This is a genomic window from Escherichia sp. XD33 (assembly GCF_019375075.1).
GTDB lineage: Bacteria > Pseudomonadota > Gammaproteobacteria > Enterobacterales > Enterobacteriaceae > Enterobacter > Enterobacter flexneri_A.
This window is the reverse complement of the sequence record NZ_JAENDM010000050.1, coordinates 12436-30091: the sequence shown is the minus strand read 5'-3', so window position 1 is coordinate 30091 and position 17656 is coordinate 12436. Positions and strand designations below refer to the sequence as shown.

The window sequence follows — 17656 nt, the reverse complement described above, 5'->3', positions numbered from 1 at the left end:
TATAACGAATGGCATCCGCATAGTGCACTGGGTTATCGCTCGCCACGGGAATATCTGCGGCAGCAGGCCAGTAATGGGTTAAGTGATAACAGGTGTCTGGAAATATAGGGGCAAATCCACTGGGACGCCAGCAGTAATGTGAATTATTCATTATCACTTAGCCGCGATTTTGATATCGGGCCATTAAAAAACGTCTCCACTTCTCTAACATTTAGCCGAATAAACTGGGAAGAAGACAACCAGGATCAACTGTACCTAAATATTTCGATTCCCTGGGGAACTAGTAGAACATTGAGCTATGGTATGCAACGAAATCAGGATAATGAGATTTCGCATACTGCTTCGTGGTATGACTCTTCCGATCGAAATAATTCCTGGAGCGTTTCTGCTTCAGGCGACAATGATGAATTCAAAGATATGAAAGCGTCACTACGCGCCAGTTATCAGCATAATACCGAGAACGGTCGACTCTACCTCTCCGGTACATCACAGCGAGACAGTTATTATTCTCTGAATGCCAGTTGGAATGGTTCATTCACTGCGACTCGCCACGGTGCCGCTTTCCACGACTATAGCGGTAGTGCTGACTCGCGTTTTATGATCGACGCAGACGGCACTGAAGATATTCCGTTGAACAATAAACGCGCGGTAACTAATCGGTATGGCATCGGAGTTATTCCATCAGTCAGCAGTTACATAACAACATCATTAAGTGTTGATACCCGAAATCTGCCAGAAAATGTGGATATCGAAAACTCGGTTATCACCACCACCTTAACCGAGGGTGCTATTGGCTACGCCAAACTTGATACCCGCAAGGGCTACCAAATCATAGGGGTTATTCGCCTGGCAGATGGTAGTCATCCACCACTGGGGATTAGCGTAAAAGATGAAACCAGCCACAAAGAATTAGGACTGGTTGCTGATGGCGGCTTTGTATACCTCAACGGCATTCAGGATGATAACAAACTTGCTTTACGCTGGGGTGACAAATCTTGTTTTATTCAACCACCCAATAGCAGCAACTTAACCACCGGAACGGCTATTTTACCGTGTATTAGCCAAAATTAATTCAGGATGAAACTAATGCGCTACTTAAATACAAAGAATATCATTGCAGCAGGAGTATTACTCTCCTGTATGAGCAGCATTGCCTGGGGTGCCATCATCCCGGATCGTACCCGTATCATAATGAATGAGTCAGATAAAGGCGAAGCATTAAAACTTACTAATCAAAGTAAAAACCTGCCCTATCTGGCCCAAACATGGATAGAAGATACGAAAGGCAATAAATCGCGTGACTTTATTGTCACTGTTCCTCCAATGGTGCGTTTAAATCCCAGTGAGCAAATTCAAATAAGAATGATAACTCAGGAAAAAATTGCTCAACTTCCTAAAGACAGAGAAACGCTCTTCTATTTTAACGTGCGAGAAATACCGCCCAAAACAGATAAAAAAAATGTGATGCAAGTCACTATGCAGCACGCATTGAAACTATTCTGGCGGCCAAAAGCCATTGAATTAGAAGACGATGGGGTAATGACTTACGAAAAAGTTGAAATCATTCGTAGAAATGACGGTTCGATCCGCTTTAACAATAAGATGCCTTATCACGTTACGCTGGGTTATATCGGAACAAATGGGGTAACGATGTTACCACAAACGCAAAGCTTAATGGTAACCCCTTTTAGCTATGCAAATACGCAGTTTAAAAATGTTCCGTCAACTTTTCAGGTGGGTTATATCAATGACTTTGGTGGATTAAGTTTTTATGAAATAAACTGCCCTGTAGTAAATAACATTTGTAATATTTCTGTAGCCAACCGAGATCAATAATATGCGCTACTTGTTAATTGTTATTACTTTTTTTATGGGTTTTAGTTCATTACCTGCATGGGCAATGGACTGCTATGCTGAACATGAAGGTGGAAATACCGTTGTCATTGGTTACGTACCAAGAATCTCTATCCCCAGCGATGGTAAAAAAGGTGATAAAATCTGGCAAAGCAGTGAATATTTTATGAATGTTTTCTGTAATAATGCACTACCAGGCCCATCTCCAGGAGAAGAATACCCATCTGCATGGGCAAATATAATGATGTTGTTAGCATCAGGTCAAGACTTTTATAATCAAAACTCTTATACTTTCGGTGTAACTTATAATGGGGTTGATTATGATTCTACATCTCCACTACCTATTGCAGCACCTGTATGTATTGATATAAAAGGAGCCGGAACCTTCGGGAATGGCTACAAAAAGCCCGCAGTCTGTAGTGGCGGTCCTGAACCGCAATTATCAGTAACTTTTCCAGTACGAGTGCAGCTATATATTAAGCTAGCTAAAAATGCCAATAAAGTAAATAAAAAACTTGTATTACCTGACGAATATATAGCACTTGAATTTAAAGGTATGAGCGGAGCAGGTGCTATAGAAGTAGATAAAAATCTGACCTTCAGGATTCGCGGATTAAATAACATTCATGTCCTTGACTGCTTTGTTAATGTTGATCTGGAACCAGCTGATGGCGTTGTCGACTTTGGTAAAATAAATTCCCGAACAATTAAAAATACCAGCGTGAGTGAGACGTTTAGCGTAGTCATGACCAAAGATCCGGGTGCGGCCTGTACTGAGCAGTTTAATATTTTAGGGAGTTTTTTCACTACGGATATTTTGAGTGATTATAGCCATCTGGATATAGGTAATGGTCTGCTATTGAAGATATTTCATAACGATGGAACAGCAACGGAATTTAACCGCTTCTCACAATTTGCTTCTTTTTCATCGTCTAGTGCGCCTTCGGTCACCGCACCATTCAGGGCAGAACTGAGTGCGAACCCGGCAGAAACGGTTGTTGAGGGACCGTTTAGTAAAGACGTAATCCTGAAAATCACCTATAACTAGTATCTAATACAAACACTAAAACGGGCCATCAGGCCCGTTATATCAGTGCTCTAACTCCAGCTCTCTTGCCTGCATCATCTGTTGACAATACCAGGCATAACGTGCGCAAAACCAGGTTCTATGTTCTTCATCCATGTTACCAGTAACGGCCAGAATATCGACCGGGCGACCTTCTGCGTGCATTCTGGCAAAACTACGCGCCAGGAAATCGAAATTATTTAAAGAATTAAGACTATGATCCATAAGCACATCCTCCGGTTATCGCATACCTTTTAAGGCCATATGCTTTTTCTGATTTCAGTATTCCCCAATCAGTGTAGTGCCTTTAAACATAACGTGCGTAAATATATTGTCCCCGATCACACTTTTTAGTGAAAAATAAAAAACCATATTAAAAGACTTTCTCTTCCAGAACTTCTCTAACCTGTGTTATTATTAACACAGATAAATGTAAGCAAGGAAACTATTACAAAGTAAATATTGCGTCACTAAATGGACATTGGAGTGATATATGATTTTATTCGCCGACTATAACACCCCTTATCTTTTCGCTATTTCCTTTGTACTGTTGATCGGCCTGTTAGAAATTTTTGCGCTTATCTGCGGTCACATGCTCTCCGGTGCTCTTGATGCACATCTTGACCATTATGATTCTATAACCACAGGTCATATTAGCCAGGCACTTCATTATCTCAATATTGGAAGATTGCCAGCTCTCGTCGTTCTCTGCTTACTGGCTGGTTTTTTTGGTCTTATTGGCATCCTGTTGCAGCATGCCTGCATCATGGTCTGGCAATCACCACTGTCGAACCTGTTCGTGGTTCCTGTCAGTTTACTGTTTACGATTATTGCGGTGCATTATACCGGTAAAATAGTTGCGCCCTGGATTCCACGCGACCATAGTTCAGCTATTACAGAAGAAGAATATATTGGTAGCATGGCGTTAATTACCGGTCATCAAGCCACTTCAGGTAATCCCTGCGAAGGAAAACTCACCGATCAATTTGGCCAAATACATTATTTACTACTGGAGCCTGAAGAAGGAAAAATTTTCACTAAAGGAGACAAAGTGTTAATTATTTGCCGACTTTCTGCAACGCGATATTTGGCGGAAAATAATCCCTGGCCCCAAATATTGTAATTTATTAATCAAAAGGAAATTTAATAATGGATGATATTGTTAATTCTGTGCCCTCCTGGATGTTTACCGCAATTATTGCCGTATGCATTCTGTTTATTATTGGAATTATTTTCGCCAGGCTCTATCGTCGCGCTTCGGCAGAGCAAGCTTTTGTTCGTACTGGTTTAGGTGGGCAAAAAGTGGTAATGAGCGGTGGCGCAATCGTGATGCCGATCTTTCATGAAATAATCCCCATCAATATGAATACTCTGAAGCTGGAAGTCAGCCGCTCAACCATTGATAGCCTGATTACGAAAGATCGTATGCGCGTCGATGTAGTAGTCGCTTTCTTTGTGCGGGTAAAACCTTCAGTAGAAGGGATTGCCACCGCTGCCCAGACGCTGGGGCAACGCACCCTGTCGCCTGAAGACTTACGTATGTTGGTTGAAGATAAATTTGTCGATGCCCTCCGTGCAACAGCTGCGCAAATGACCATGCATGAGTTACAGGATACCCGCGAGAACTTTGTGCAGGGGGTGCAAAATACAGTGGCAGAAGACCTGTCGAAAAACGGTCTGGAACTGGAGAGCGTTTCACTTACCAACTTTAACCAGACCTCGAAAGAACATTTCAATCCGAACAATGCCTTTGACGCCGAAGGTTTAACCAAACTGACTCAGGAAACAGAGCGCCGTCGCCGCGAACGTAACGAAGTTGAACAGGATGTAGAAGTTGCGGTGCGTGAAAAAAATCGCGATGCGCTATCGCGCAAGCTGGAGATTGAACAGCAAGAAGCGTTTATGACGCTTGAGCAGGAGCAGCAGGTTAAAACCCGTACTGCCGAACAGAATGCACGTATTGCGGCTTTTGAAGCTGAACGTCGTCGTGAAGCAGAGCAGACACGAATTCTGGCTGAACGACAGATTCAGGAAACAGAAATCGACCGCGAACAGGCCGTCCGCTCAAGAAAGGTTGAAGCTGAACGTGAAGTTCGCATTAAAGAGATCGAACAGCAGCAGGTCACCGAAATCGCTAACCAGACGAAATCGATCGCTATTGCCGCCAAATCGGAACAACAGTCCCAGGCAGAAGCGCGTGCTAATCTCGCACTTGCAGAAGCGGTAAGCGCCCAACAAAACGTAGAAACCACTCGCCAGACTGCCGAAGCCGATCGTGCTAAACAAGTTGCCCTAATCGCTGCCGCGCAGGATGCAGAAACCAAAGCGGTTGAACTGACCGTGCGGGCGAAAGCAGAAAAAGAAGCCGCAGAGATGCAGGCGGCGGCTATCGTTGAGTTAGCCGAAGCTACACGTAAAAAGGGTCTGGCGGAAGCAGAAGCACAACGTGCGCTGAACGATGCTATCAACGTACTTTCTGATGAACAAACCAGCCTTAAATTCAAACTGGCCTTGTTGCAGGCGCTGCCTGCGGTAATAGAGAAATCCGTTGAGCCGATGAAGTCAATCGACGGTATCAAGATTATTCAGGTCGATGGTCTGAATCGTGGCGGCGCTGCGGGTGATGCAAACACGGGTAATGTGGGGGGCGGAAACCTGGCGGAACAAGCATTATCAGCCGCTCTCTCTTACCGCACACAGGCACCGCTGATTGACTCCTTGCTCAATGAAATTGGCGTTTCAGGCGGCTCACTGGCGGCATTGACTTCACCCTTAACCTCAACAACTCCCGTCGAAGAAAAAGCAGAGTAAACCCTCTTCCAGGAATAATCCCTGGCCCAAAAAGCCGGGGATTTTTTATATCTGCGTTCCGCTAAAAAGTGCAAATGATCAGGTTGTTGCAGCATTTTGCGTGACGGCTCGGGGAAGGCAAAACTGCATCAGAGAAAGCATTGCGTGGGGTCTGGCGCTCATCAACAATCGGGGAGTCAGCAGGGGGCTGAAACGGGAAAGCCCCTCCCGAAGAAGGGGGCCTTACAGAAGGAAAGGGTTATGATGAAGCTCGTCATCATACTGATTGTGTTGTTACTCGTAAGTTTCGCAGCTTATTAACAGCCAATCAGAGGGGGGAGAAATCCTCCCTCACCCTTGTTCCTTTACTTTAGGTTGAAAAAAAATCAGCGTCAAGAAGGTTTCATTAACACATATCCCTGGCCCAAAAAGCCGGGGATTTTTTATATCTGCGTTCCGCTAAAAGGTGCAAATGCTCAGGACGTTGCAGCGTTTTGCGTGACCGCTCGGGGAAGGCAAAATTGCCTCTGGGAAAGCATTGCGCGGGGTCCGGCGCTCATCAACAATCGGGGGGCAGCAAGGGGCTGAAACGGGAAAGCCCCTCCCGAAGAAGGGGCCTTGTATAAGGAAAGGGTTATGATGAAGTTCGTCATCATACTGGTTGTGTTGTTACTGTTAAGTTTCCCGACTTACTAACAACTCATCAGAGGGGGGAGAAATCCTCCCTTACCCTTGTTCCTTTACTCTAGGTTGAAAAAACAACAGCGTCAATAGGCCTGCCATGTACGAAGCGAGATCTGTGAACCGCTTTCCGGTTAGCCTTTTTTATCCTGTTGGATCTTCTTGATGATGTTGGTCGTCGAGCAACCGTCTTCAAAGTTGAGCACCAACACTTCGCCACCGTTGGCCCAGACTTCTTTACTCCCGGCAATCTCTTCTGGTTTATAGTCGCCGCCTTTCACCAGCAGATCTGGCAAGATCCCGGCGATCAAGCGCTGCGGCGTGTCCTCTTCAAACGACACCACCCAGTCGACCGCTTCCAGTGCGCCCAGCACAATCATACGCTGTTCGAGCGGGTTAACGGGGCGGGAATCCCCTTTCAGCCGTTTGGTGGAGGCATCGCTGTTCACAGCGACAATCAAACGGTCACCCAGTTTACGGGCATTTGCCAGATAAGAGACGTGCCCGGCGTGCAGGATGTCAAAGACACCGTTGGTCATCACCACTTTTTCACCACGTTTACGCGCTGCCGCTACGGCCAGCTTCAGTTCCTCTTCGGTCATCACGCCAAAGCCTGTATCTGCACGTCCACGTACAGCATTTTCCAGCTCGATCGGCGAAACCGTGGAGGTTCCCAGTTTGCCGACCACCACGCCAGCCGCCGCATTGGCAAAGAAGCAGGCTTCTTCCAGCGAATTACCCGCTGCCAGCGTTGCCGCCAGGACGCCAATCACCGTGTCGCCCGCACCGGTAACGTCATACACTTCCTGCGCTTGGGTTGGCATATGCAGCGGCGCTTTACCCGGTTGCAGCAGCGACATACCCTGTTCGGAACGGGTCACTAACAGAGCCGAGAGTTCGTAATCGGCAATCAGTTTCATGCCGCGCTCAACAATCTCTTCTTCGGTCTTACATTTACCGACAACAGCTTCAAATTCCGAGAGATTCGGCGTTAACAGCGTAGCGCCGCGGTAGCGCTCAAAATCGGTACCTTTTGGATCAATCAGCACCGGAACACCCGCTTTACGCGCCAGTTGGATCATCTGCTGTACGCTTGCCAGCGCACCTTTGGCGTAGTCAGAAAGCACCAGCGCGCCAATCGAACTCAGCGCCTGATTAATCCGCTCGTGCAGCGGCTGCGGATCAACACCTTCGAAACCTTCTTCAAAATCCAGACGGATCAGCTGTTGGTTGCGGGAAAGTACCCGTAATTTGGTAATGGTCGGATGCGTCGGTACAGAAACGAAGTCGCATTTGACGTTGACGTCGGCCAGAGATTTACTCAGCGCGCGCGCTGCATCGTCAATGCCCGTCAACCCGACCAGGCGTGCATTAGCACCGAGAGAAGCGATATTCATCGCCACGTTAGCCGCGCCGCCCGGACGTTCTTCGATGGTATTCACTTTAACCACGGGCACCGGCGCTTCCGGCGAGATACGACTGGTGGGGCCGTACCAGTAACGATCCAGCATCACATCACCAACCACCATCACTCCTGCACGTTCAAACTCTGGCAGCGTTACTTTCATTCCTGTCTCCTGAGAGATTCAAAATTTGCGCGCGATAATACCATACTTCATTCTTCCACCAGCCACTTCTGCCAGCTTGCCCGCACCAGTTCACGCTCTGCGGTGAAGCAATCCTCCGACACATGGCCCGGCAATTCCTGTAATGCCAGATGATGAAGTTCATCGCGAAGCGTAGTGTAAGCACGGGTCAGCGCCATCGCTTCCTGCTCTTCCATAATGTCGTTTTGCGCCAGTAGTTCCAGAATACGCACGTTGTCTGACCAGCGCGTTAACTTCGGTTTTTCATGAGCGTAGCGCAACACCAGATATTGGGTAATAAATTCGATATCGGTAATTCCCCCTTCATCAGCTTTGATATCAAAGCGATCGCGATGTTTATTGCCGAGATGAGCGCGCATTTTCTCGCGCATTTCCCGCACTTCCGTTTGCAGAGTTTTACCTTCACGCGGCAGCGTCATAATCTCGCGACGCACTGCGTCAAAGTGCGCGGTGAGCTGCGGATCGCCGTACACTACACGCGCACGCACCAGCGCCTGATGTTCCCACGTCCAGGCCTCGTTTTTCTGATAATCGGCAAATGCTTCTGCGGATGTCACCAGCATTCCCGCCGCCCCGGACGGACGCAGTCGAGCATCCACTTCATACAAAATGCCGGAAGAGGTACGCGTACTGAACAGATGCATAATGCGTTGCGCCAGACGCAGATAAAACTGCCGCCCGTCGATTTCCCGCTCACCGTCAGTCATCGCATCCATTGGGCAATCATGGAGGAAGATAAGGTCAAGATCGGAACTGTAGCCTAACTCCCAGCCGCCCAGCTTGCCGTAGCCGACCACCGCAAAACCACGCCCTTCGCGTTCGTTCAGGTGATTCGGCTTACCGTAGCGGGCAACCATTTGAACCCACGCCTGCTGAACGACGGCATCTATCATGGCTTCCGCCAGCCAGGTTAAGTGATCGCTCACTTTCATCACCGGTAGCGTACCGGCGATATCCGCTGCGGCGATGCGTAACAGCTGCGCCTGTTTGAACTGACGCAGCGCCTCAAGCTGTTGCTCTTCGTCATCTTCCGGCACGCGCAGCAAATACTGGCGCAACTCATCGCGGTAGGCATCGGTCGCCGTCGGCTGGTAAAGGGTGTTTGGATCGAGCAATTCATCCAGCAATAATGGATAACGCGCCAGCTGGCTGGCAATCATCGGCGACGCGGCACACAGAGAAATCAAATGTTTAAGCGCCGCGGGGAATTCACTGAGCAATTCTAAATAGGTGGTGCGGGTAACAATCCCCACCAGCAAGGCGGTAATGCGCGACAGCGTAACGGCAGCGTCTTCACGCGCACAGACATCACTTAGCAGATGCGGCATCAGATGGTCGAGCACCTGACGTCCTCGCGGCCCGATGGTGCGCTTATCCAGCTCTTTGCGGAAATCGGCAATCAGCGTTAGCACCTGTTTGCGATCATCCTCGCTAAGATGCGCCAGCACTGGCGTAGTGTCATCTTCCTGCAACGCATCCTGCCACAGCTCACGCCACTGTTCCGACAGCGACTCTTCCTGAGTTTCACTTTCATCGTCGCCAATCAATTCATTAAACACCCGGCGCACATTGGTCATATGTGCGGTCAGCGCCCCGGTCAGTTGCGGCCAGTCAGCAAAGTCCATCGCCCACGCCAGCCGCGCACGATTAAGCTCATCAGAAGGAAGCGTCTGGGTTTGTTCGTCGTTAATGCTTTGCAGCAGGTTTTCCAGACGCCGCAGGAACAGATACGCCACTCGCAATTGTTCAGCATCGTTTTCAGAAAGCAGATGCAGCTCGGCAATGGCGCTGAGCGTTGGCAGTAAAGAGCGCGATTGCAGCGACGGTTCGCGTCCGCCGCGAATGAGCTGGAACACCTGAACGATAAATTCAATTTCGCGAATGCCACCCGCGCCAAGTTTGATGTTGTCGGTCAAACCGCGCCGACGCACTTCACGGGCAATCATTCCTTTCATGTTGCGCAGCGACTGAATCACGCTGAAATCGATGTAACGACGGAAAACAAACGGGCGCAGCATCGCACGCAACTCGTTAGCATAGACACCATCGCTATCGCCCATAATCCGCGCCTTGACCATCGCGTAACGCTCCCAGTCGCGCCCCTGCTCCTGGTAATAATCCTCCAACGCGGCAAAGCTCAGCACCAGCGGGCCACTTTCGCCAAACGGACGCAGTCGCATATCCACGCGATAGACGAAGCCATCCTGCGTTGGTTGATCCAGCACTTTAATCAGCCGCTGCCCCATGCGGGTAAAAAACTGCGCGTTATCCAGTTCCCGGCGTCCACCCTGCGTACAACCATGTTCCGGCCAGGCAAAAATCAGATCGATATCTGAGGAGAAATTCAGTTCCCCACCGCCCAGCTTACCCATGCCTAAAATCAGCAGCGGTTGCGCTTCGCCCTGCGCATTGCACGGCGTTCCCCACTCGCGGCAGCAGGCGTCATACAACCAGTCACGCGCCGCAACAATCAGCGTCTCCGCCAGATAGCTGAGCTGCTGCAATATGCTCTCTTCAGTAACCAGTGCCAGCGTTTGCGCCCAGGCGATGCGCACCATAATGCGCCGCCGGAATAGCCGCAGCTCGCGCATTAACCCGGCTTCGTCACTCACATTACAGAGCGCCTCCTGCAACCATGCCGCGTAATGCTGCCATTCGTCGGCCTGCGGCGGTTGGCTTTCCAGTTCCGTCAGCCACTCTGGATGCGCACTTATGCTGTCCTGCACAAAATCACTGAAAGTAAGTACTGACTTCGCCTGTGCACTAAGTGATTCCTCGGCTAAAGGCTCTGGCAGCCGCTCAACAACGGTCTGCCAGTACTGCTGTAACGGTGAAGAGAGCGGCTTCATAAGCGATTTTATCCTTGCCTGATTAACGTTTTCCGCTGTGCAACCAGAACGGTTCCTGATTGTTTGCCTCATTACGGAAATGTTCAATTTCAATGCGTTGCCCGGTCGCAATAGCGTGACGCAGCCCCTGCCAGTTCTCCAGCCAGGCTTGCGCGACGACAGGATCATAGTAACCCGCCAGCAACAGTATTGAGTCAATATCACGCGTCAGGCGTGGCAACTGGTCACGGTAGCGATCGCCTAACGGCTGGCAGAAAACGCTTTTCAGTTCAGCGGCATGGCGGGAAAGATGGATATCGGCAAAGCGTTTGAAGGAATCGCTCATTTTACTCTGCGCTTTGGCATCTAAAAACGGCTGCCAGGCTTTGCTTACCAGCCATTCGGTCAACGCCAGCTTCGCCATTGCCGTTTCGGTAGAGTAGACCGCCGTCACGGCAGAAACCGCAGAAGCAATGGTCGCTTCGCATTGGGTCAGCAAATCACGTAAGTGAGTACTCGCTTTACGCGGCACGATACCGCCGAACAGCATCAGCGTATGACGGACCAGGCTAATGGCTGCCAGCACCTGTTCTTTCGCCGCATCGTTGCCGCGTACCCACAGTTCTTCATGATACTGCCATTGCGCTAACGCCAGCTCGAGCGCCGCTTCCAGCCCCTGTTCCACATCGGCTTTTGCCGCAACATGCAAAATGGTGGTCGGTTTGATTTCACGCGCCGGATTGCCCTGCGCCAGATGATAGCCACGCGCCGCTTTGCTCAGGCTGCCCTGGCGTAATCCGGTTTGCGATACCAGTTGGTTCGCCAGTTTCAGCACCGCGCGCGTGTCGCCGCTAAGCAGCTCCAGTTCCAGCTCACAGATAGGTTCAGCAAATTCCCCCGCTTTCACCTCACCCTGATCGAGAGCGATTTCAATTCGGCTTCCATCGACCGCCACCAGCCATTTTTCGCGATAAAAATCGGTGCTGAACAGCGGTTGTACGCGGGAAGCGAGATCGGCAGGCAATTCGCCGTTCGGCCAGACTTCCGTCGGTAACTGCGCCAGGTCGAGCGTCGGTTCGCTCAACGCCACGTTATATTCCGGGCGCTGGTGTAAGCCGCCTGTCACTCTTCCTGCAACTTTCATGGTCATCTCATAGCGACCGTTTTCGCCACGAATACGTAAGCCCATATCGTGCCCACGCAGCCAGTTATCCGGCGTTTCGTAGTAAATATTCAGCAACTGCACGGGGTCATGGTGCTCGCCGCCCAGCGTATTGAGATGGTCACGCAACGCCTCAACGGCACTGTGATTAACAATAAACTTTAATTCGATTTCCTGAGCCATGGCCTTTACTTATCGGTTATGTCACATAAGTGACGATGAACGGCGAACTTAATCCGATCTTTTTTGTCAGTAGATAGTATTTTGCGCCAAATTGCCATGCAACGGGCAATTTGACGGGCGTAAAAGTTTGAAGCAGTGGCAAGACCTGACACAGAGGATTCCGATTGATGTCGAATGCTTTGCGTAGCGACACTGATGCCACTACTATCGTTCCACTTTCCATGACAATAACGACAGCCTGATGCCAAAATTACGCCTGATCGGATTAACTTTACTCGCACTTAGCGCGACTGCCGTCTCACACGCTGAAGAAACGCGCTATGTTTCCGACGAACTGAATACCTGGGTCCGCAGCGGTCCGGGAGATCATTATCGCCTCGTGGGCACGGTTAACGCCGGCGAGGAAGTGACCTTATTACAAACTGATGCCAACACCAATTATGCCCAGGTGAAAGACAGCTCTGGTCGTACCGCCTGGATCCCGTTGAAACAACTTAGCACTGAGCCAAGCCTGCGCTCCCGTGTGCCAGATCTGGAAAATCAGGTCAAAACCCTGACCGATAAACTCAGCAATATCGATAACACCTGGAATCAACGCACCGCAGAAATGCAGCAAAAAGTGGCGCAGAGCGACAGCGTGATCAACGGGTTAAAAGAAGAAAATCAGAAACTGAAAAACGAGCTGATTGTCGCGCAGAAAAAGGTCGATGCCGCCAGCGTACAGCTGGATGACAAACAGCGCACCATCATCATGCAATGGTTTATGTATGGCGGTGGCGTGCTGGGGCTTGGCTTGCTGCTCGGTCTGGTACTGCCGCACCTGATCCCAAGCCGCAAACGCAAAGATCGCTGGATGAACTAAATCGCCTTCTTCGTTGCACTGTCTTATTATTAGGAATTGTGTATTTGACGAAGGGATGATGGCGTGAAGATTTATCTGGTCGGTGGTGCTGTTCGGGATGCATTGTTAGGGCTACCGGTCAAAGACAGAGATTGGGTAGTGGTCGGCAGTACGCCACAGGAGATGCTCGACGCGGGCTACCAGCAGGTAGGCCGCGATTTTCCTGTGTTTCTGCATCCGCAAACGCATGAAGAGTATGCGCTGGCACGTACCGAACGGAAATCCGGCTCCGGTTACACCGGTTTTACCTGCTATGCCGCACCGGATGTCACGCTGGAAGATGATCTTAAGCGTCGCGATCTGACCATTAATGCGCTGGCCCAGGACGATAACGGCGAGATTATCGACCCGTACAACGGTCTGGGCGATCTGCAAAATCGTCTGTTGCGCCATGTTTCCCCCGCTTTTGGCGAAGATCCGTTACGCGTACTGCGCGTGGCGCGTTTTGCTGCGCGTTATGCCCACCTCGGTTTTCGTATTGCCGATGAAACTCTGGCGTTGATGCGCGAGATGACCCATGCGGGTGAACTGGAACACCTGACGCCTGAACGGGTGTGGAAAGAGACGGAAAGCGCCCTCACCACCCGCAATCCCCAGGTGTTCTTCCAGGTACTGCGCGATTGCGGTGCACTTCGCGTTTTATTCCCGGAAATTGACGCCCTGTTTGGCGTTCCGGCCCCTGCCAGGTGGCATCCGGAAATCGACACGGGTATTCATACCTTAATGACGCTCTCAATGGCGGCGATGCTGAGTCCGCAGGTCGATGTCCGTTTCGCAACTTTATGCCACGATCTCGGTAAAGGACTGACGCCGCCAGAACTCTGGCCGCGTCATCATGGTCATGGCCCGGCGGGTGTTAAGTTAGTGGAACAACTATGCCAGCGTCTGCGCGTGCCAAATGAAATTCGCGATTTAGCCAGACTGGTGGCTGAGTTTCACGATCTCATCCACACCTTCCCAATGCTGAACCCAAAAACCATCGTCAAATTATTTGATTCCATCGATGCCTGGCGTAAACCGCAGCGTGTCGAGCAACTGGCGCTGACCAGCGAGGCTGACGTGCGCGGCAGAACCGGTTTTGAATCAGCGGACTACCCGCAAGGCCGTTGGTTGCGCGAAGCCTGGGAAGTGGCGCAGTCAGTGCCGACAAAAGCCGTCGTTGAAGCGGGATTTAAAGGTGTGGAGATTCGCGAGGAGCTGACCCGACGGCGGATTGCGGCGGTAGCCAGCTGGAAGGAACAACGTTGCCCAAAGCCTGAATGAGTATTGGGCATTTTGCCGGATGCGGCGTAAACGCCTTATCCGGCTACATGTCAACGACAGTTGTAGGCCTGATAAGACGCGCAAGCGTCGCATCAGGCGTTGATTGCCGGATGCGGCGTGAACGCCTTATTCGGCCTACGCAATCGTTGACAACGCCAAGCATCCGACACTATTCCTCAATTAAAAGAACACGACATACACCGCAGCCGCCACAATAAAGCGATAAATGGCGAACGGGATAAACGAAATGCGCTTAATCAATTGCAGGAAGGTTTTAATCGCTATCAGCGCCACCACAAAAGCGGTGATAAACCCAACGGCAAACATCGGGATATCGCCGCTTGTCAGGAAGCCCCAGCTTTTGTAGAGATCGAGCGCCGTTGCGCCCATCATCATCGGCACCGCCAGCAGGAACGAAAACTCGGAAGCAGCGTAACGGCTCACCCCCATCAGCATCCCACCTGAAATGGTCGCCCCAGAACGGGAGAAACCCGGCCACAGCGCCAGACACTGGAAACAGCCAATCATAAACGCCTGACGATAGGTCATATCATCAAGACCCGGCGCACGCGGCTCTTTCGGCTTCAGGCATTCGGCGGCAATCAGCAACAAACCGCCAACGACCAGCGCATACATCACATTTATCGGGTTAAACAATGACTTAATCGTGTCGTGGAACAATAGCCCCAGTACCACCGCCGGAATCATCCCCAGCAAAATGTGGATCAGCGTTAAACGACCTTTGCTTTCACCTTCGTGCTGCAACGGGCGGCCAAAGTGGATGCCAATCAGGCCAAACAGACGCCGCCAGAACATCACTACTACCGCCAGAATTGATCCTAACTGGATCACAACTTCAAAGGTTTTCGCCGTGTCGCCCTCAAACCCCAACAAGTGACCGACAATAATCATATGGCCCGTGCTGGATACCGGCAGAAATTCTGTCAATCCTTCGACCACACCCAATATTGCCGCTATCAGCAGCGAGTGCATATCGCTCATCAATAAACCCCTAAATTATTAAAATGTACCGCTTGTCCGAACTACTGCGTATGACCAGGTTATAACCGTTTGGTTTAACAGCTGTAAAATTAATTATTTTCTTTCAGATTATTGCCACGCTCAATGATTACGCCAACATTCGCCGCCCGCGCCACTGCGCCTGGCTTGCTGAGTTTGATACGCACCCACGGCGAGTTGAAGCGTGCTAACAGCAGCTCCGCCACCTCTTCAGCCACGCGTTCCACCAGCGCAAAACGCGCCCCCTCGACGTGGCTGACCACCGTTTCTGCAATGTCAGCGTAACTGAGGCAATCCGCCACATCATCACTTTTCGCCGCTTTACGGTTATCCCACGCCATTTCGATATCGAACACTAACTTCTGTTCGATGGTCTGTTCCCAGTCGTAAACACCAATAGTGGTGATTACCGAAAGTTGCTCTATAAATACAATATCCATCACGTCCTGCCTGCTTTTTGGCTAACCGGATACCACTTCCGGCGAAATGTGCGTATTATCCACAGATTCATCGTTGAACACGAATTTTCAAAACGGAACAGCTTATGAGTGCAATCGCGCCTGGAATGATCCTCATCGCGTACCTCTGCGGCTCCATTTCCAGTGCCATTCTGGTTTGCCGCTTGTGTGGGCTGCCCGATCCGCGAACCAGCGGCTCCGGCAATCCAGGCGCAACCAATGTGTTACGTATCGGTGGCAAGGGAGCAGCCGTAGCAGTACTGATTTTCGACGTTCTGAAAGGAATGTTGCCCGTCTGGGGCGCGTATGAATTAGGTGTCAGCCCCTTCTGGCTAGGCTTAATTGCCATCGCCGCCTGTCTTGGACACATCTGGCCCGTTTTCTTCGGATTTAAAGGAGGAAAAGGCGTTGCTACCGCTTTTGGTGCCATCGCACCCATTGGCTGGGATCTCACCGGAGTAATGGCGGGAACCTGGTTACTGACCGTGCTATTGAGCGGATACTCGTCGCTGGGAGCGATTGTCAGTGCACTGATTGCTCCGTTTTATGTCTGGTGGTTTAAGCCACAATTCACCTTCCCGGTTTCGATGCTCTCTTGCCTGATCCTGCTGCGTCATCATGACAACATCCAACGTCTGTGGCGTCGTCAGGAGACAAAAATCTGGACGAAATTCAAAAGAAAGCGCGAAAAGGATCCCGAGTGATTTCTGGTGGATCTACATGACCTGATAGCCTTCATCGGGCTTGCCCAGCCGTTGCTGGCACCATGCCGCCAGAAATTCCACGCAGACACGTAATTTCATGCTGCGATAGAGCGGCTCCCGGTAAACAGCCCAGATATTGGCGCTTTGTGCATACTCTGGCAATACTTGCACCAGTTTGCCACTCTCCAGAAACGGCAACACATCCCACTCGGAACGCAGCATAATCCCTTTGCCCTCCAGCGCCCATTGCAGCACAATCTCGCCGCTATTGGAGGAAAGATGCCCGCTTACCTTCACCGATTTTTTCTCCTGACCGTTCCCCAACTCCCATATTCCATGGGTCATATCGCGCTCTTTGGTCACCAGACAGTCATGACGACTTAATTCCTGTAGGGATTGTGGCTGCGGATATTTTTGCAGATACTCAGGTGCTGCGCATAATATTCTTTTATTTTTTGTCAAAAGATGCGCAATATAATAATCAGGAATTTCGTCATTAATACGAATATCCAGATCAATATTATCCTGCACTAAATCAATTTGCCGATCGAACAATTCAAAATGCACCTGTAACTCAGGATAATTGCGCATCAGTTCGGTAATAGCTGGCGCAATATGGCTGCGCCCAAAACCAAAACTGCAACCAATACGAATCATCCCCTCCGGGCGCGTTTTGATTTGCGTGACGTCATCGACCAGTCGCTGATATTGGGTGAGGATTTCCAACGCATGTTCGTAACAACGTTGGCCACTTTCAGTCAGCGCCACGCCGCGAGCGGAGCGGTTCAGCAGCGTTGTTGCCAGCGTATTTTCAAGGATTTGGATCCGCTTGGTGACAAATGCAGGCGTCTGCCCAAGCGTCGCCGCTGCGGCGCTAAAACTCCCGCTGTGAACGATTTCTACCAGTACCTGCAAGTCTTTGGCTAAAGGCCAGCTATTCAGCATCGTTAATTATCCGCAGTTGTGATAAGCGCAGTGTATTTCGCAAAACATTGCCATTCCCTGCTCTGGCGCAATATTCATTCTTATTTTCGCGTTGATTCACGAACTGTTAATTACATATTCACGGTGGCAAAAAATATAAAACCACATTTTTAGTGGTAGTTTGTGGCGGTGAATTTTTCCAGACAAATACAAAA

The 17656-nt window shown here is 50.2% G+C and carries 16 protein-coding genes and 1 pseudogene; 10 read left to right on the top strand and 7 right to left on the bottom strand.

Features of this window, described 5'->3' with window-relative positions:
* Positions 1-117 precede the first annotated feature (117 nt).
* The 3 genes and pseudogenes from K0778_RS20685 to K0778_RS20675 all read left to right on the top strand — a co-directional run.
* Positions 118-1071: pseudogene (locus K0778_RS20685) on the top strand (fimbria/pilus outer membrane usher protein); the annotation flags it as partial.
* 15 nt (positions 1072-1086) lie between these two features.
* Positions 1087-1836, top strand: coding sequence for a molecular chaperone (locus K0778_RS20680; RefSeq protein ID WP_001269824.1), 750 nt, complete (start codon positions 1087-1089; stop codon positions 1834-1836).
* A gap of 1 nt (position 1837) precedes the next feature.
* Positions 1838-2902 (top strand): fimbrial protein, encoded by a 1065-nt coding sequence (locus K0778_RS20675; RefSeq protein ID WP_001269802.1) that lies wholly within the window; start codon positions 1838-1840, stop codon positions 2900-2902.
* Positions 2903-2944: 42 nt separating this feature from the next.
* Here K0778_RS20675 and glgS read toward each other — a convergent pair whose 3' ends face one another.
* Positions 2945-3145: a cell surface composition regulator GlgS gene (glgS, locus tag K0778_RS20670; RefSeq protein ID WP_000350095.1), complete on the bottom strand. Its 201-nt coding sequence runs from the start codon at positions 3143-3145 to the stop codon at positions 2945-2947.
* Positions 3146-3413: 268 nt separating this feature from the next.
* On the opposite strand from glgS, the gene K0778_RS20665 reads away from it, so the two are divergent.
* From K0778_RS20665 to ibsE, 4 genes are all read left to right on the top strand, one after another.
* Complete coding sequence (locus tag K0778_RS20665; protein WP_000599926.1) at positions 3414-4043, top strand: OB-fold-containig protein; 630 nt, start codon at positions 3414-3416, stop codon at positions 4041-4043.
* A 26-nt stretch (positions 4044-4069) separates the two neighbouring features.
* Positions 4070-5731, top strand: a complete 1662-nt coding sequence (locus K0778_RS20660) for a flotillin family protein (protein ID WP_001311137.1) — start codon at positions 4070-4072, stop codon at positions 5729-5731.
* Between the two features lie 240 nt (positions 5732-5971).
* Entirely contained in the window at positions 5972-6031 is a 60-nt protein-coding gene (locus K0778_RS20655; protein WP_001387081.1) for a type I toxin-antitoxin system Ibs family toxin, read from the top strand.
* 315 nt (positions 6032-6346) lie between these two features.
* The gene (gene ibsE, locus K0778_RS20650; protein WP_001387082.1) at positions 6347-6406 is read left to right on the top strand and encodes a type I toxin-antitoxin system Ibs family toxin; all 60 of its coding nucleotides are present in this window, start codon (positions 6347-6349) and stop codon (positions 6404-6406) included.
* A 119-nt stretch (positions 6407-6525) separates the two neighbouring features.
* Here the strand turns inward: ibsE and hldE are convergent, their stop codons facing one another.
* The 3 genes from hldE to ygiF are packed head-to-tail and all read right to left on the bottom strand — an operon-like array spanning position 6526 to position 12171.
* Entirely contained in the window at positions 6526-7959 is a 1434-nt protein-coding gene (gene hldE, locus K0778_RS20645; protein ID WP_000869178.1) for a bifunctional D-glycero-beta-D-manno-heptose-7-phosphate kinase/D-glycero-beta-D-manno-heptose 1-phosphate adenylyltransferase HldE, read from the bottom strand.
* A 47-nt stretch (positions 7960-8006) separates the two neighbouring features.
* Positions 8007-10847 (bottom strand): bifunctional [glutamate--ammonia ligase]-adenylyl-L-tyrosine phosphorylase/[glutamate--ammonia-ligase] adenylyltransferase, encoded by a 2841-nt coding sequence (gene glnE, locus K0778_RS20640; protein ID WP_001618860.1) that lies wholly within the window; start codon positions 10845-10847, stop codon positions 8007-8009.
* A 22-nt stretch (positions 10848-10869) separates the two neighbouring features.
* Complete coding sequence (gene ygiF, locus K0778_RS20635; RefSeq protein WP_001618861.1) at positions 10870-12171, bottom strand: inorganic triphosphatase; 1302 nt, start codon at positions 12169-12171, stop codon at positions 10870-10872.
* 241 nt (positions 12172-12412) lie between these two features.
* Between ygiF and K0778_RS20630 the strand changes: the two genes are divergently transcribed.
* Both K0778_RS20630 and cca read left to right on the top strand, forming a co-directional pair.
* Positions 12413-13033 carry a TIGR04211 family SH3 domain-containing protein gene (locus K0778_RS20630; RefSeq protein ID WP_001125326.1) on the top strand — a complete coding sequence of 207 codons (621 nt, stop codon included), beginning with the start codon at positions 12413-12415 and terminating at the stop codon, positions 13031-13033.
* A 63-nt stretch (positions 13034-13096) separates the two neighbouring features.
* Positions 13097-14335, top strand: a complete 1239-nt coding sequence (gene cca, locus K0778_RS20625) for a fused tRNA nucleotidyltransferase/2',3'-cyclic phosphodiesterase/2' nucleotidase/phosphatase Cca (RefSeq protein ID WP_000708492.1) — start codon at positions 13097-13099, stop codon at positions 14333-14335.
* A 180-nt stretch (positions 14336-14515) separates the two neighbouring features.
* On the opposite strand, the gene bacA is transcribed toward cca, so the two are convergent.
* Together bacA and folB are read right to left on the bottom strand one after the other, a co-directional pair.
* Positions 14516-15337, bottom strand: a complete 822-nt coding sequence (gene bacA / locus K0778_RS20620; protein ID WP_001281927.1) for an undecaprenyl-diphosphate phosphatase — start codon at positions 15335-15337, stop codon at positions 14516-14518.
* A gap of 89 nt (positions 15338-15426) precedes the next feature.
* Positions 15427-15795 (bottom strand): bifunctional dihydroneopterin aldolase/7,8-dihydroneopterin epimerase, encoded by a 369-nt coding sequence (gene folB, locus K0778_RS20615; RefSeq protein ID WP_001295541.1) that lies wholly within the window; start codon positions 15793-15795, stop codon positions 15427-15429.
* Positions 15796-15899: 104 nt separating this feature from the next.
* Here folB and plsY point away from each other — a divergent pair, with 104 nt between their 5' ends.
* Positions 15900-16517: a glycerol-3-phosphate 1-O-acyltransferase PlsY gene (plsY, locus tag K0778_RS20610; RefSeq protein WP_001272796.1), complete on the top strand. Its 618-nt coding sequence runs from the start codon at positions 15900-15902 to the stop codon at positions 16515-16517.
* 12 nt (positions 16518-16529) lie between these two features.
* On the opposite strand, the gene ttdR is transcribed toward plsY, so the two are convergent.
* Positions 16530-17462 (bottom strand): L-tartrate utilization transcriptional activator TtdR, encoded by a 933-nt coding sequence (gene ttdR, locus K0778_RS20605; protein ID WP_000935206.1) that lies wholly within the window; start codon positions 17460-17462, stop codon positions 16530-16532.
* Positions 17463-17656: the final 194 nt, after the last annotated feature.